This is a genomic window from Pseudomonas sp. RA_15y_Pfl1_P11, from assembly GCF_963970975.1.
Lineage (GTDB): Bacteria > Pseudomonadota > Gammaproteobacteria > Pseudomonadales > Pseudomonadaceae > Aquipseudomonas > Aquipseudomonas tritici.
The window spans coordinates 43,480-58,890 of record NZ_CAXAOY010000003.1 but is presented as its reverse complement, the minus strand read 5'-3'; the positions used below and the strand labels follow the sequence as shown (position 1 = coordinate 58,890).

The following is a 15,411-nucleotide window of genomic DNA, read 5'->3' as shown; positions in this document are numbered from 1 at the left end:
TTGCTCGCGACAGCGGTGGGTCAGTCAGCACATCGGTAACGGATAGACCGTATTCGCGAGCAAGCCGACTCCCACATTGACCGAGTTTGACCTTACGCCAATGGTTGTTCTTGCAACCGCCCACCCTCAATCCGCACATGCCGCACATGGAAACGCTTGAGGCTGCTGCGATGCCCCACACTGACAATGCTCAGCCCCGGCAGCTCATCAATCAACGCTTGATACAGCGTTGCCTCATCCTCTTCATCCATAGCCGACGTCGCCTCATCCATGTACAGCCATTGCGGCGCATACAACAACGCACGGGCGAAGGCCAGGCGCTGCTGCTCGCCCGGTGAGAGCATGCGCTGCCAGTGGTTGGCGTCGTCCAGACGAGCAACCAGATGGGGTAGACGGCACGTCTCGAGGGCCTGTGCATAACGTTCTGCCGGGTAGACGCTGTCGTCCTGTGGATAACTCAACACCGCCTTCAGCGTGCCAATCGGCAAGTACGGTTTTTGCGGTAGGAACAGATAGCGCTCGGCCGGCAGGCGAATATTACCGTGGCCGTTGGGCCACAGGTTGCCCATGGCCCGCAGCAAGGTCGACTTGCCGCTGCCGGAACGACCGCTGAGCATCAAGCGCTCACCCTCGGCGACGGTCAGGTCGGCGCCCTGCAGCAAATGACGGCCGTCGGCGAGGTCCAGGCTCAGGTCCTCGACCTGCAAATCACCGCCTTGATATTGCAAGCCAATGCCCATGGTGCGGTTTTCGTTGTCTTGCATGGCCTGGCCGAAACTCAGCAGACGATCACAGGTGGCGCGCCAACTGGCCAGCATCGTATAGGCGTCGACAAACCAACTGAGGCTGCCCTGAACACTGCCAAACGCCTGGGCCACCTGCATCAGTACGCCCAGTTCGATTTTGCCGGAAAAATAACGCGGCGCCGCGACCACAAAGGGAAAGATGATCGCGATCTGGGAGTAACCACTGGTAAAGAAATTCAGGCGCTTCTTGAGCTGCATGATGCTCCAGAAATTGCTCCACACCCGCCCGAAACGCGCACTCAATTGCTGGTGTTCGTTGCGCTCGCCATTGATCAGCGCGATGCTTTCCGCGTTTTCGCGCACCCGCACCAGGCTGAAACGCAAGTCGGCCTCAAACCGTTGTTGACGGTTGCTCAGGCCGATCAGTTTTCGACCAATCAAGTGGGTCAACCAACTGCCGACCACCGCGTAAACCAGCGCCGCCCAGAACATGTAGCCGGGAATAGTGATGCCCCACACTTCGATACTGCCGGACACGCCCCACAGAATCACCGAGAACGACACCAGGCTCACCAGGTTGCTGATAAAACCCAGCCCCAGGTTGAGGGTGCTGCTGGTAAAGGCGTTGAGGTCTTCGGAGATACGCTGGTCGGGGTTATCGGTGTAGCCGCCGTATTCCAGATGGTAGTAATTCTTGTGGCTCAGCCATTGGGCAAAGTAGGTTTCCGTCAGCCAGCGGCGCCAGCGGATGGTGAGCATCTGTTGCAAATAGGAAGTGAACACACCGGTCACGATTGCTACCACCGCAATCACGCTGAAGTACATCAGCAGATGGGTGAAGGCGTCGTAGTCCTTGTGCTCCAGGGCGTTATAGAAATCGCGGTTCCAGCTGTTGAACCATACCGACACGGCGACGCTGAACAGCGAAAGCCCCAGCACCACCAACAGCAGCAGCCAGGCTTTGCCCTTCTCTTCACTGCGCCAATAAGGCGTGATCAGCCCCCACACCCGCCGTAAAAATTGCCCACGCACCGCGTCGTTGACCGCGGAGTACTCAGCGTTCTGATTCATCGTTCAGGCTCGGTAGGGATAAGGTCACAGGCGTATGAACCGATCATAAGTGATCGGTTCAGGGCTCTGTGCGGCCTGAAGCAGACTGTTCAGCTTAGGTTCAGCGACGTACCGGGCGCTTCTGCAACTTACGCTGCAAGGTGCGGCGATGCATGCCCAGGGCACGGGCAGTGGCGGATATATTGCCTTCGTGCTCGGTCAGCACGCGCTGGATGTGCTCCCACTGCAAGCGGTCCACCGACATCGGATTTTCCGGCACCAGGGTGTCGAGGTCAGCGTGCTCGGACAGCAAGGCGGCCAGTACGTCGTCAGCGTCTGCCGGCTTGCACAGGTAGTTGCACGCGCCGCGCTTGATGGCTTCGACGGCAGTGGCAATGCTGGAGTAGCCGGTGAGGATCACCACACGCATTTCCGGGTCGAGCTCCAGCAGCTTGGGCAACAGCACCAGGCCGGAGTCACCGTCCATTTTCAGGTCAAGCGCAGCGTAATCCGGCAAGTCGGCCTGGGCGATGATCAGGCCCTCTTCGGCGGAACCTGCGGTGCTGACGCGGAAACCACGACGGCTCATGGCGCGCGCCATCACGCGGGTAAAGGTGGCGTCGTCATCTACCAGCAACAGGTGCGGCAGTTCTTCGCCTTCGACTTGGATCTCGTCACTCATCGATATCTCCTCGTGCGACACGGGGCAGGCGCAGCTCGGTGAGCGTACCGCCTTCCTCATGACTATAGAGTTTCACTGAGCCGCCCGCGCGGGTCACGCTGGCCTTGCTCAAAAACAGGCCGAGGCCGAAGCCTTTGCCCTTGGTGGTAAAGAACGGTTTACCGATCTGCTCGGCAATCGCCAGCGGCACACCTGCACCGTGGTCACGAATACTGATGGTCACGTTTTCGGCATCCCAATCCAACTGTACGCCCAGGCCTTCGGGGCAGGCGTCGGCGGCGTTGTTCAGCAGGTTGAGCAAGGCCTGGGTCAAATCTGGCGGCGGCGCCATGCGCGGCACGCTGCCCTGCCCCAGCAGATGAAAACGGTAACTGGCTTCGGGGCGCATCAGGTGCCAGCGGTTCAGCGCTTCGTCGAGCCACTGGGTCACATCCTGCATCTCCACCGCCAGGCGGCGATTGGCTTCGGCGGCCCGCACCAGTTGCTGCAAGGTCTGCTTGCACTGCTTGACCTGCTCCTGCAACACGCTCAAGTCATCTTGCAGGGCCGGGTCGTGATGGTCTTGGGTCATTTCCTTGAGCAGCACGCTCATGGTGGCCAACGGCGTACCCAATTCATGGGCGGCGCCGGCGGCTTGGGTGGCGACGGCCAGCAGTTGTTGGTCGCGCAGGCCCTCTTCACGGCGAATGGCGCGCAGTTCTTCCTGGCGCCGCAGTTCTTCGGCCATGCGTGCGGCGAAGAAGGTGATGACCGCAGCAGACAGGGCAAAACTCAGCCACATCCCGTAGATCTGCAGGTTTTCGCGGGCGATAGGAAAAGTTTGCAGCGGGTAGAACTGCGCCAGCAGCAACGTATACAGGGTCAGCGCGATGCCCGACAGCACCACCGAGTAGCGCCACGGCAAGGTCACGGCGGCAATGGTCAGCGGCACCAGGTAATAAGACACAAACGGGTTGGTGGAACCACCGGAGAAATACAGCAACACACTGTGGATAAACAGATCGCAGGCCAGTTGCAGCGCGTATTCCAGCTCGGTGACCGGCCAGGTGGTACGCAAGCGGATCGCGGTAAACACACAAAGGACGATGGAAAACCCGAGGGTTACGCCCAGTTGCAGCCAGGGCAGTGGCAGCAGGTCAAACCAATAGGCAAGCCCCACGGAGCCGGCTTGTGCGGCCAGTACCAGGGTACGTATGAACGTCAGGCGCCAGAGGTTCTGGCGGGTGGCGGAAGTCAGTTTTACGGCGGCGAGCATGAGCTCTCCCGGTGAGCGCTGCAGGCGGATCGGCAGGAGTATAAACGAAGCAGCGCCTTGGGCATTGGGTGTGTGGCTCTTTGACGCAGTGGGCGCCGCCGCTTGAAGCTTGCAGCTGTTTTTTTTCTAATTCCTAAACCCGAAGAACCCAACGCCATCGTCTACAGTCTTACCGAACACGAACATCCCAAGGAGCTTTCATGTCTCGTTTCACTCGCAGTGCAGCCGTTATCACGCTCAGCGTCAGCGCCCTGGCCAGCCTTCCGGCCCTGGCCGCCGATGAGCTGCATTACAACCAGATCTCCCTGCGCGCCGAGGCCAGCCAGGAAGTGGCCCGCGACAAGATGATCGTCACGCTGTACACAGAATCCCAGAACAGCGACCCGGCCAAACTCGCCGCCGAAATCACTGAAACGATGAACAAGGCCCTCGGCCAGGCCCGCGAAGTCAAAGCCGTGACCCTGCGCCAAGGCAGCCGTAACAGCTACCCGATCTACGACAACAAGAACCAGAAGATCACCGGCTGGCGTGAGCGTGCCGAACTGCGCCTGGAAAGCGCGGACTTCCCGGCGCTGTCCAAGCTCACCGGCGAACTGCTGACCACCCTGAAAATGGACAGCATGGACTTCGCCATCGCCGACGCCACGCGCAAGTCCAGTGAAGATGCACTGCTCAAGGATGCGGTTGCCGCCTTCAAGGCTCGCGCGCAACTGGCCACCGATGCATTGGGCGGCAAGGGCTACAAGATCGTCAACTTGAACTTCAACACCAACGGCTACCCAACGCCTTATGCCCGTGGCGGCATGATGATGAAGGCAGCGATGGCCGATTCGGCACCGACACCGGAGGTCGAAGCCGGCACCAGCCAAGTGACCATGAGTGCCGATGGCGTGATCGAAGTGCAGATGCAGTGACCCCTACCTGACAAACCTGAACGGCGTTACCCTCGGTGACGCCGTTTTCGTTTGGGCAGCTTATGTATGCCTGTCACTTCAGGGGTCTCCATGGAAAGAATCGCCTTAACACCGCTCCTCCTCGCCGCAGGCCTGCTGGCCTTTATGCCGTTGGCCGAGGCGGCCAGCACCCTGGTCTACTGCTCCGAAGCCAGCCCCGCCGGTTTTGATCCCAGCCAGTACACCAGCGGCACCGATTTTGATGCATCTGCCGAAACCGTGTTCAACCGCCTGACCCAGTTCAAGCGCGGTGGCACCGAAGTCGAACCTGGCCTGGCGACAAGTTGGGATGTTTCCAAGGACGGCCTGACGTATACCTTCCACCTGCGCGATGGCGTCAAGTTCCACACCACGGATTTCTTCACGCCTACCCGCGACTTCAACGCGGATGACGTGCTGTTCACCTTCAATCGCCTGCTGGATGCCGAAAGCCCGTTCCGCAAGGCCTACCCTTCCGAGTCGCCTTACTTCACCGACATGGGCTTGAACACCACGATCAAGAGCGTCGACAAACTCGACGAACACACCGTGCGCTTCAACCTGAACAACGTCGATGCGTCGTTCGTGCAGAACCTGGCCATGAGCTTCGCTTCAGTGCAATCCGCCGAGTACGCCGCGCAACTGCTCAAACAAGGCACAGCCTCCGACATCAACCAGAGGCCGGTGGGCACTGGGCCGTTTGTGTTCAAGCGCTACCAGAAGGATTCGCAGATCCGCTACGTGGCCAACAAACAGTACTGGAAGCCCGAAGATGTGAAACTCGACAACCTCGTGTTCGCCATTACCCCGGATGCCGCGTCACGCCTGCAAAAGCTCAAGGCCGGCGAATGTCAGGTCAGCGGCTATCCACGCCCCGCCGACATCGAAGTGATGAAGCAGGACCCGAACTTGCGCGTGCTGCAGCAAGCCGGTTTCAACTTGGGCTTTTTGGCCTACAACGTGACCCATCCGCCGCTTGACCAGCTCAAGGTGCGCCAGGCCCTGGACATGGCGATCGACAAGCCCGCGATTATCAAAGCCGTGTACCAGAGCGCCGGGCAATTGGCGCAGAATGCACTCCCACCTGCGCAGTGGTCTTATGACCCCGCGATCAAGGACGCGCCCTACGACCCGACCCAGGCCAAAGCGCTACTAAAAGAAGCAGGGGTTGCACCAGGTACCACCATCAACCTGTGGGCAATGACCGTCCAGCGCGCGTCCAATCCGAATGCGCGCATGTCGGCCCAAATGATTCAACAGGATTGGGCAAAAATTGGCATCAAGGCCAACATCGTCAGCTATGAATGGGGCGAATACATCAAGCGCGCCAAAAACGGCGAGCACGACGCGATGATTTATGGCTGGACGGGCGACAATGGCGACCCGGATAACTGGCTTGGCGTGCTCTACAGTTGTGCCGCGGTCAAGGGCAGCAACTACGCTAAATGGTGTAACCCGGCGTACGACAAACTCGTTCAACAAGCCAAGATCAGCAATGACCGCGAGCAGCGCATCAAGTGGTATCAACAGGCACAGAAAATCCTTAAGGAACAAGTACCTATAACACCTATCGCGAATTCGACGGTTTTCCAACCCATGCGCAAGGAAGTCAAAGACTTCAAGATCAGCCCCTTCGGGTTGACGCCGTTCTATGGCGTGAGTCTAGATAAGTAACAGCAACGCCCCAACCGAGTGCGCCAGACGCCTCGGTTGGTCTTTTTTAGTGCGCTGCTTGCACCGAAAAAACCCTCGAAATATGCGCAAATATGTACAAACTTTCATAATTGCGACATTCCTGTACGTTCGTACCACTCTTTCACCCTCGGAACGGTTCAGCATCTTGCAATGGGTATGGCGCCTGCATAAGTATCCGCAGGCCGACTCACGAGGTCGCCCTCACCATCAAAAATGACAACAAATCATGAGGCCAACATGCTTAGAAACGCAGTCATTCCGTTAATTGTTAGCGCAGGCCTAATGGCCGCGGCACCTTTCGCCCAAGCGGCGACTAACCTGGTGTTCTGCTCCGAAGGGAGCCCGGCCGGTTTTGATCCAGGCCAGTACACCACCGGAACAGACTTCGATGCCTCGGCCGAAACCATGTTCAACCGCCTGACCCAGTTCGAACGCGGCGGCACCGCTGTGATTCCTGGGCTGGCCACCAGCTGGGACGTGTCCTCGGATGGCTTGACCTACACCTTTCACCTGCGTGATGGCGTCAAGTTCCACACCACCTCGTACTTCAAGCCGACCCGTACCTTCAACGCCGATGACGTGCTGTTCACGTTCAACCGCATGATCAACAAGGACGATCCGTTCCGCAAAGCCTACCCCACTGAGTTCCCGTACTTCACGGACATGGGGATGGACACCAACATCAAGAACATCGAGAAAGTCGATGAGCACACCGTCAAGTTCACCCTTGGCACTGTGGACGCCGCGTTCATCCAGAACCTGGCAATGAGCTTCGCCTCGATCCAGTCGGCTGAATACGCCGCTCAACTGCTCAAGGAAGGCAAGCCTGCGGACATCAACCAGAAGCCAATCGGCACTGGCCCGTTCGTGTTCAAGAGCTACCAGAAAGACTCGAACATTCGTTACACCGGCAACAAGGACTACTGGAAACCTGAAGACGTGAAGATCGACAACCTGATCTTCGCCATCACCACCGACCCGTCGGTGCGTATCCAGAAACTCAAGAAAAACGAATGCCAGATCACCTTGTTCCCACGCCCGGCCGACCTCAAGGCGCTGGGTGAAGACAAGGACTTGAAACTGCCGCACCAGGCCGGTTTCAACCTGGGTTACATCGCCTACAACGTTATGGACAAGGTCAAGGGCAGCGACCAGCCAAACCCGCTGGCCGACCTGCGCGTGCGCCAGGCGCTGGACATGTCGGTGAACAAGCAGCAGATCATCGACTCCGTGTATCAGGGCGCTGGCCAACTGGCCGTGAACGCCATGCCACCGACCCAATGGTCGTATGACACCACCATCAAGGACGCCAAGTTCGACCCTGAGAAAGCCAAGGCGCTGCTCAAGGAAGCCGGCGTCAAGGAAGGTACCGAAATCGTTCTGTGGGCCATGCCAGTTCAGCGTCCGTACAACCCGAACGCCAAGCTGATGGCTGAAATGCTGCAAAACGACTGGAAGAAGATCGGTCTCAACGTAAAAATTACCAGCTACGAGTGGGGCGAGTACATCAAGCGCTCCAAAGGTGGCGAGAACCAGGCCATGATCATTGGCTGGAGCGGTGACAATGGTGATCCGGACAACTGGCTGAACGTGCTGTTCGGCTGCGACTCGCTGTCGGGTAACAACTTTTCCAAATGGTGCGACAAGAAATTCGACGGCATCGTGAAAGAAGCCAAGGCTACGTCGGATGTCGCCAAACGCACCGAGCTGTACAAGCAGGCGCAACATATCCTCAAAGATGCTGTCCCGATGACACCTATCGCGCACTCGACGGTGTATCAACCCATGCGCAACACCGTGCAGGACTTCAAGATCAGCCCGTTTGGCTTGAACTCCTTCTACGGCGTGAGCGTCAGCGGCAAGTAAGGACCAATAACGGCGACGTTGCATAACGTCGCCGTTATTGCATCCGCCTGACCCGTAGGAAACGGACCACGCTTGCAATCGTTGCGTCCTACAGCAGCGAACTGCGATGCGCGACTCCGTTACCTACAAGGTCAATCCGATTTGGTGCATTTACTGCCAGGTCCGCGACCCATAACGTCGTAGGACAGCAGAGGCACCAACCTCGGAAGGGTACTTGCTGCGTGTGGGATCAGTGATGTCCCCCTGGCCGAACGCCAAGGTGATTGCTCGCTGATGACAACTACAAACAAGGATCGGGATCGTCATGCGCCATACCACCGCTCTATCCGCAATTTTTGGCACCAGCCTGCTGGCTGTGGCCACGATGGGCCAAGCCGCCGACAAGAAGAGCCTGGTGTTCTGCTCGGAAGGCAGCCCAGCAGGTTTTGACACCGCGCAATACACCACCGCCACCGATAACGATGCGGCCGAGCCGCTGTACAACCGCTTGGTTGAGTTTGAAAAAGGCGCGACCAATGTGGTGCCCGGGCTGGCTACCAAGTGGGATATTTCCGAAGACGGCCTGACGTACACCTTCCACCTGCGCGAAGGGGTGAAGTTCCACAGCAACAAGGAGTTCAAGCCAACGCGGGACTTCAATGCTGACGACGTGCTGTTCACGTTCAACCGCATGCTTGACCCTGAGCATCCGTTTCGCAAGGCCTACCCCACCGAGTTTCCGTACTTCAACGGGATGAGCCTGAACAAGAACATTGCCAAGGTCGAGAAAACCGACCCGCACACCGTGGTGATGACCTTGAACACGGTCGACGCTGCGTTCGTGCAGAACATTGCCATGAGTTTCGCTGCGATCCTGTCGGCCGAATACGCCGAGCAGTTGCTCAAGAGCGGTAAGCCGAGCGATATCAACCAGAAGCCGATCGGCACTGGCCCCTTCGTTTTCCAGCGCTATCAGAAAGATTCGCAGATCCGTTATTTGGCCAACAAACAGTACTGGGACCCGAGCCGGGTCAAGCTCGACCAGTTGATCTTCGCCATCAACACCGACGCTTCGGTGCGGGTGCAAAAACTCAAGGCCGGCGAATGCCAGGTAACCCTGCATCCGCGCCCGGCTGACGTGGACGCCCTCAAGGCGGACCCGAACCTGCAACTGCTGACCAAGCCAGGCTTCAACCTCGGCTACATCGCCTACAACGTGCGCCACAAGCCATTCGACCAGCTCGAAGTGCGCCAGGCGCTGGACATGGCGGTAAACAAGCAGAGCATTCTGAATGCCGTGTACCAGGGCGCGGGGCAACTGGCGGTCAACGCCATGCCGCCGACGCAATGGTCCTACGACGACAGCATCAAGGACGCCGCCTACAACCCGGAAAAAGCCAAGGAACTGCTCAAGGCCGCCGGCGTGAAGGAAGGTACCGAGATCACCTTGTGGGCAATGCCGGTACAACGGCCGTACAACCCCAACGCCAAGCTGATGGCCGAGATGCTGCAAAGCGACTGGGCCAAAATCGGCCTCAAGGTCAAGATCGTCAGCTACGAGTGGGGCGAATACATCAAGCGCACCAAGAACGGTGAGCACGACATCAGCCTGATCGGCTGGACCGGCGACAATGGTGACCCGGACAACTGGCTGGGCACTCTTTATAGCTGCGACGCCATCGGCGGGAACAACTACTCCATGTGGTGTGACCCGGCGTACGACAAGTTGATCAAGCAAGCCAAGGTCGTGACCGACCGCGAACAAAGAACTGTTCTGTACAAACAGGCGCAGCAACTGCTCAAGCAGCAGGTGCCCATCACGCCAGTCGCCCACTCGACGGTCAACCAGCCGTTAAGCACCAAAGTCGAAGGTTTCAAAGTGAGCCCCTTCGGCCGCAACGTGTTCTCGGGCGTCAGTATCACCCCATAAGAAAATAACCGGATTGCGCAGGGCGAACATCGCCTTGCTGCAAACGTGCGGCCTTCTATTAGGATTTTTCCTACGGCAAACGTTTGCATAGGCTTGAACGAGTTACACACCCAATAGCCGGATCACCAAAAAAGACCGGCATTAAAAAGAGAACCAAAGGAGCTTCATTCATGAAACTGAGCAGCAAAGCGCTTCTGGCCCTGGCCATCAGCAGCATCACGGCCACCGCCTACGCTGAACCCGTGAGCCAGGACTTCGTTCCGACTACCCTGGCCGGCACCAGCGCGCAAAGCGAGGCCAAAGGCTTTATCGACGGTCAAAGCCTGGGCGGTACTACCCGTAACTGGTACTCCAACGAAATGAAATTTCGTGGCCAGAAGTTCAGCTACTACAAAAATGCTGCAGATGAAGCCGCAGAGAGATCGACCCGTGTCTCCCGCCGCTACAACTGGGCCCAAGGTACTATCCTCAACTACACCTCGGGCTTCACCCAAGGCACCGTTGGCGTCAGCACCGAAGTGGCTGCCTACAACTACATCGCGTTGGACCGCGACCAAAAAGACATCGCCGGTGGCTCCAACCGTACCCTGGCTCACGCCTACGGTGACGCAGTAGATCAGTGGAGCAAACTGGGCCTGGCCAACGTCAAGTTCCGTGTGTCCAACACCACCTTGACCGCCGGTCGTCAGAACTTCAGCAGCGGCATCGTCGACACCATCGGCAACCGTGCCCTGCCTTCGAGCTTCGAAGGTGTGAGCTTCAACAGCGAAGAGCTGAGCAACCTGTCCTTCCAGGGCGGTATCTTCGATCGCGTTTCGCCGCGTACCGAACAGAGCCTGTCGAAATTCCGTTCCGAATACGGCAATGGCCAGGAAACCGACAAAGTCAAAACCTTGGGCTTCAACTACCAGCCGTTCAAGAGCCTGAAAACCAGCGTTTTCGCGGCTAACGTCGAAGACTTCTGGAACCAGTACTACTTCGGTGCAACCCATGAATTGGGTGATGCACAAACCCTGGCACTCACCACCGGCCTGAACTACTACAAAACCACCGATACCGGCAGCAAGAAGATGGGCAACATCGACAACGACACTTACTCGTTGTCCCTGGGGCTGACCCACCAGGCTCACAGCCTGACCTTCTCGTACCAGGAAGTTAACGGTGACGAGTACTTCGACTACCTGCACGAAACCAACGGCATCTACCTGGCCAACTCCTTGACCTCGGACTTCAACAGCCCGAACGAGAAGTCCTTCCAGGTCGCCTACGCCATCAACATGGCCGAATACGGCGTGCCAGGCCTGAAGTTCAACGTCTACTCGGCTCGCGGTTGGGGCATCGACGGCACTCACTACAACGGCACCGCCTACGGCACCGCCGGTGATTCGCGCAGCGACTTACGCCTGATGGACGGCGAGAAACACCAGGAATACGGTGTTGGCTCGTCCTACGCGATCCAGAGCGGCCCACTCAAGGCCACGACGTTGCGCGCAACCTACGTGACTCACCGCGCCAGCGCGCAACAAGCTGATGGCAACATCAAAGAGTTCCGTCTGGTCACCACCGTTCCATTCAACATCCTTTAATTAGCGCCAGGTAGACGGCGGGCTCAGGACGAGCCCGCCGTCTACGTTTGTCTGGTCCCATCGATTGCAGAGGGCTCCGAATGAAATTGCTCCCACTACAAGCCGCCATGGCTGCCGCGCTGTTGAGCGTGGCGATCGGCGTTTCGGCCAAACCACTGGTGGTCTGCACCGAAGCCAGCCCGGAAGGTTTCGACCCGGTCCTGTACACCACAGCTGTGACCGCTGACGCTGCCGCTGAAACCATGTTCAACCGTTTGGTGGACTTCAAGCCTGGTACCACTGAAATCGTTCCCGCGCTCGCCACGTCCTGGGAAATCAGCGACGACGGCCTGACCTATACGTTCCACTTGCGCGATGACGTCAAGTTCCACACTACCGACTACTTCAAACCCACGCGCAACTTGAATGCCGATGACGTGCTCTGGAGCTTCCAGCGCCAGTTGGACCCGAAACACCCTTGGCATAACAAATCCGCTACGGGTTTCCCCTATTTCGAAAGCATGGGCTTTAAGGAACTGCTCAAAAGTGTCGAGAAGACTGATGACCACACAGTGGTCTTCACCCTGACTCGCCCTGAAGCACCGTTCCTGGCCGATGTCGCGATGCCGTTTACCGCCATCCACTCCGCTGAATACGCTGACAAGCTGCTCGCCGCAGGCAAGACCGATGAGCTCAACAGCAAGCCGATCGGCACAGGCCCGTTCATCTTCATCCGCTACCAGAAAGATGCCCAGGTACGCTTCAAGGCCAACCCGGAGTACTTCCGTGGCAAGCCGCCGGCCGATCCGTTGATCCTGGCCATTGCGGTCGACAACAACGTGCGCCTGCAGAAGCTCAAGGCCAACGAGTGCCAGGTCGCGCTGTATCCCAAGCCCGATGACCTGCCCAGCATCAAGAAAGACCCGAACCTGAAGGTCGATGAACTGGCGGCGATGACCACCGCCTACACCGCCCTGAACACCACCCACAAATACATGAGCGACGCGCGGGTGCGTCACGCGATCAACATCGCGTTCGACAAAAAGGGCTACAACGAATCGCTGTACGGCAAAGGTAACGCTGTCGATGCCACTGGCCCGTTTCCACCTACGCTGCTGGGTTTCAACGACAAGCTGAAAAACCCACCGCGCGACCTGGACAAGGCCCGCGCCCTGCTCAAGGAAGCCGGGGTGCCGGAAGGCACCGAGTTCACCCTGTTCACTCGGAATGGTGGCGGCCCGACCAACCCTAACCCGATGCTCGGCGCACAGCGCATGCAGGCAGATCTGGCGCAGATTGGTCTGAAGGTGAATATCAAAGTCATGGAATGGGGCGAGATGCTCAAGCGCGCCAAAGGCGGCGAGCACGACATGGTTTCTGCCGGTTGGGCGGGGGATAACGGGGACCCGGATAACTTCCTCACGCCGAACCTGAGTTGCGATGCAGCGAAAAACGGCGAAAACTACGCGCGCTGGTGTAACAAAGAGTTTCAAGGCTTGATCGACAAGGCGCGCGCTGTCGCTGAACCCGCACAACGCGCTGCACTCTATGAACAAGCAATGGACGTTTTCGACAAGGACCAACCATGGATTCCCATGGCTTACCCGAAAATGTTCACCGCCATGCGCAAGAACGTCGAGGGTTATACCCAAAGCCCTCTGACGAACAATAACTTCGCCACCACCCAGGTGAAGTAAATAAGAAAAACGCTCGGCGCCGTCGCTATTGACGGCGCCGGACCTGCCTAACCGGCTGATTGAGGTACACAACAAGATGTTTAGTTTTATTGCCCGCCGACTGGGGTTACTGATCCCCACGTTCTTCGGCATCACGTTGCTGACGTTTGCGTTGATTCGCATGATCCCTGGCGACCCCGTCGAAGTCATGATGGGCGAACGACGAGTCGACCCCGAGATGCACGCACAGGCAATGGAACGCCTTGGCCTTAACAAGCCGCTGTATGCCCAATATCTGGACTATGTCGGCAAGCTCGCCCAAGGCGACCTTGGCGAATCGCTGCGCACCCGTACCAGCGTGTGGACCGAATTCACCGCCCTCTTCCCGGCGACCCTGGAACTGTCCATGGCCGCCCTGTTGTTCGCCGGTATCCTGGGCCTGCTGGCCGGGGTGATCGCGGCACTTAAACGAGGATCCCTGTTCGACCACGGGGTGATGGGCATCTCCCTGGCGGGATATTCGATGCCGATCTTCTGGTGGGGCCTGATCCTGATCATGTTCTTCTCGGTGAGCCTGGGCTGGACTCCGGTTTCCGGGCGTATCGACCTGCTCTACGACATCGAGCCGCGCACCGGCTTCATGCTGATCGACACCCTGCTGGCTGACGAGCCGGACGCATTCTGGGATGCACTGCACCACCTGATCCTGCCGGCCATCGTGCTTGGCACCATCCCGCTGGCAGTGATCGCGCGGATGACCCGGTCGTCGATGCTCGAAGTACTGCGCGAAGACTACATCCGCACCGCCAAGGCCAAGGGCCTGTCGCCGGCGCGCGTGGTGTTCGTGCACGGCCTGCGTAACGCGCTGATCCCGGTATTGACCGTGGTCGGCCTGCAAGTCGGCACGCTGCTGGCCGGTGCGGTCTTGACCGAAACCATCTTCTCGTGGCCCGGCATCGGCAAATGGCTGATCGAAGCCATTGGCGCACGAGACTACCCGGTGGTGCAAAACGGCATTCTGCTGATCGCCTGCCTGGTGATCCTGGTGAACTTCGTGGTGGATATCCTCTACGGCTTCGCCAACCCACGCATCCGTCACCAGCGCTGAGATCATGACCATGACCACACCTACTCCAGTGTCAGCAGTCGATCAAAGCCTGCTGTACCCGTCTCCGTACAAAGAATTCTGGCAAGCCTTCTCCAAGAACAAGGGCGCGGTTGCCGGCCTGTTGTTCATGTTGCTGATCGTGTTCTGCGCGATCTTCGCGCCCTGGGTTGCGCCGCATAACCCAAGCGAGCAATACCGCGACTTCCTGCTGACCCCGCCGATCTGGCTGGAAGGCGGGCAGATGCAATTTCTGTTGGGCACCGACGAATTGGGCCGTGATTTGCTCTCGCGCCTGATTCAGGGCTCGCGTCTGTCGTTGCTGATCGGTTTGTCGTCGGTGGTGATGTCGCTGATCCCGGGGATCCTGCTGGGTCTGTTCGCCGGGTTCTTCCCGCGCTTGCTCGGCCCGACCATCATGCGTTTGATGGACATCATGCTGGCCTTGCCCTCGCTGCTGCTGGCCGTTGCCATTGTCGCGATCCTCGGCCCTGGCCTGATCAACACTGTGATCGCCATCGCTATCGTCTCGTTGCCGTCCTACGTGCGTCTGACCCGCGCTGCGGTAATGGGCGAACTGAACCGCGACTACGTGACCGCCGCCCGCCTCGCCGGCGCCGGCCTGCCACGCTTGATGTTCATCACCGTGCTGCCCAACTGCATGGCGCCGCTGATCGTACAGGCCACCTTGAGTTTCTCCTCGGCGATCCTCGATGCCGCGGCCCTGGGCTTCCTCGGCCTTGGCGTTCAACCGCCAACCCCGGAGTGGGGCACCATGCTGGCTTCGGCCCGTGACTACATCGAACGCGCCTGGTGGGTGGTGAGCCTGCCGGGTCTGACCATTTTGCTCAGCGTGCTGGCAATCAACTTGATGGGTGACGGCCTGCGCGATGCGCTGGACCCGAAACTCAAGAACGCCGCCTGAGGAGA

11 protein-coding genes are annotated in these 15,411 nt (G+C 58.6%); 8 read left to right on the top strand and 3 right to left on the bottom strand.

Translation table 11 applies throughout. The features are described 5' to 3' along the window. Nucleotides 1-92: 92 nt before the first annotated feature. From AACY44_RS04305 to AACY44_RS04295, 3 genes are all read right to left on the bottom strand, one after another. Nucleotides 93-1,817, bottom strand: a complete 1,725-nt coding sequence (locus AACY44_RS04305) for an ABC transporter ATP-binding protein/permease (RefSeq protein ID WP_339417451.1) — start codon at nt 1,815-1,817, stop codon at nt 93-95. Between the two features lie 100 nt (nt 1,818-1,917). After that, entirely contained in the window at nt 1,918-2,478 is a 561-nt protein-coding gene (locus AACY44_RS04300; RefSeq protein ID WP_339417449.1) for a response regulator transcription factor, read from the bottom strand. Beyond that, nucleotides 2,471-3,733 carry an ATP-binding protein gene (locus tag AACY44_RS04295; RefSeq protein ID WP_314569373.1) on the bottom strand — a complete coding sequence of 421 codons (1,263 nt, stop codon included), beginning with the start codon at nt 3,731-3,733 and terminating at the stop codon, nt 2,471-2,473. The genes AACY44_RS04300 and AACY44_RS04295 overlap by 8 nt, the downstream gene beginning before the upstream one ends. A 200-nt stretch (nt 3,734-3,933) precedes the next feature. Between AACY44_RS04295 and AACY44_RS04290 the strand changes: the two genes are divergently transcribed. The 8 genes from AACY44_RS04290 to AACY44_RS04255 all read left to right on the top strand — a co-directional run bounded on the left by AACY44_RS04290 (nt 3,934) and on the right by AACY44_RS04255 (nt 15,406). Continuing rightward, entirely contained in the window at nt 3,934-4,647 is a 714-nt protein-coding gene (locus AACY44_RS04290; RefSeq protein ID WP_339417447.1) for an SIMPL domain-containing protein, read from the top strand. 90 nt (nt 4,648-4,737) lie between these two features. Continuing rightward, on the top strand, nt 4,738-6,339 hold the full coding sequence (locus tag AACY44_RS04285; protein ID WP_339417446.1) for an ABC transporter substrate-binding protein: 1,602 nt from the start codon (nt 4,738-4,740) through the stop codon (nt 6,337-6,339). 258 nt (nt 6,340-6,597) lie between these two features. Continuing rightward, on the top strand, nt 6,598-8,226 hold the full coding sequence (locus tag AACY44_RS04280; protein WP_339427163.1) for an ABC transporter substrate-binding protein: 1,629 nt from the start codon (nt 6,598-6,600) through the stop codon (nt 8,224-8,226). A gap of 364 nt (nt 8,227-8,590) precedes the next feature. After that, on the top strand, nt 8,591-10,135 hold the full coding sequence (locus AACY44_RS04275) for an ABC transporter substrate-binding protein (protein WP_370467846.1): 1,545 nt from the start codon (nt 8,591-8,593) through the stop codon (nt 10,133-10,135). Between the two features lie 170 nt (nt 10,136-10,305). After that, the gene (locus AACY44_RS04270) at nt 10,306-11,721 is read left to right on the top strand and encodes an OprD family outer membrane porin (protein WP_339436118.1); all 1,416 of its coding nucleotides are present in this window, start codon (nt 10,306-10,308) and stop codon (nt 11,719-11,721) included. Nucleotides 11,722-11,801: 80 nt separating this feature from the next. Beyond that, the gene (locus AACY44_RS04265) at nt 11,802-13,397 is read left to right on the top strand and encodes an ABC transporter substrate-binding protein (protein WP_339427165.1); all 1,596 of its coding nucleotides are present in this window, start codon (nt 11,802-11,804) and stop codon (nt 13,395-13,397) included. Nucleotides 13,398-13,473: 76 nt separating this feature from the next. Further along, nucleotides 13,474-14,484 carry an ABC transporter permease subunit gene (locus tag AACY44_RS04260; protein ID WP_003171721.1) on the top strand — a complete coding sequence of 337 codons (1,011 nt, stop codon included), beginning with the start codon at nt 13,474-13,476 and terminating at the stop codon, nt 14,482-14,484. Nucleotides 14,485-14,494: 10 nt separating this feature from the next. Next, nucleotides 14,495-15,406, top strand: coding sequence for an ABC transporter permease subunit (locus tag AACY44_RS04255; RefSeq protein WP_339417440.1), 912 nt, complete (start codon nt 14,495-14,497; stop codon nt 15,404-15,406). Nucleotides 15,407-15,411 lie beyond the last annotated feature (5 nt).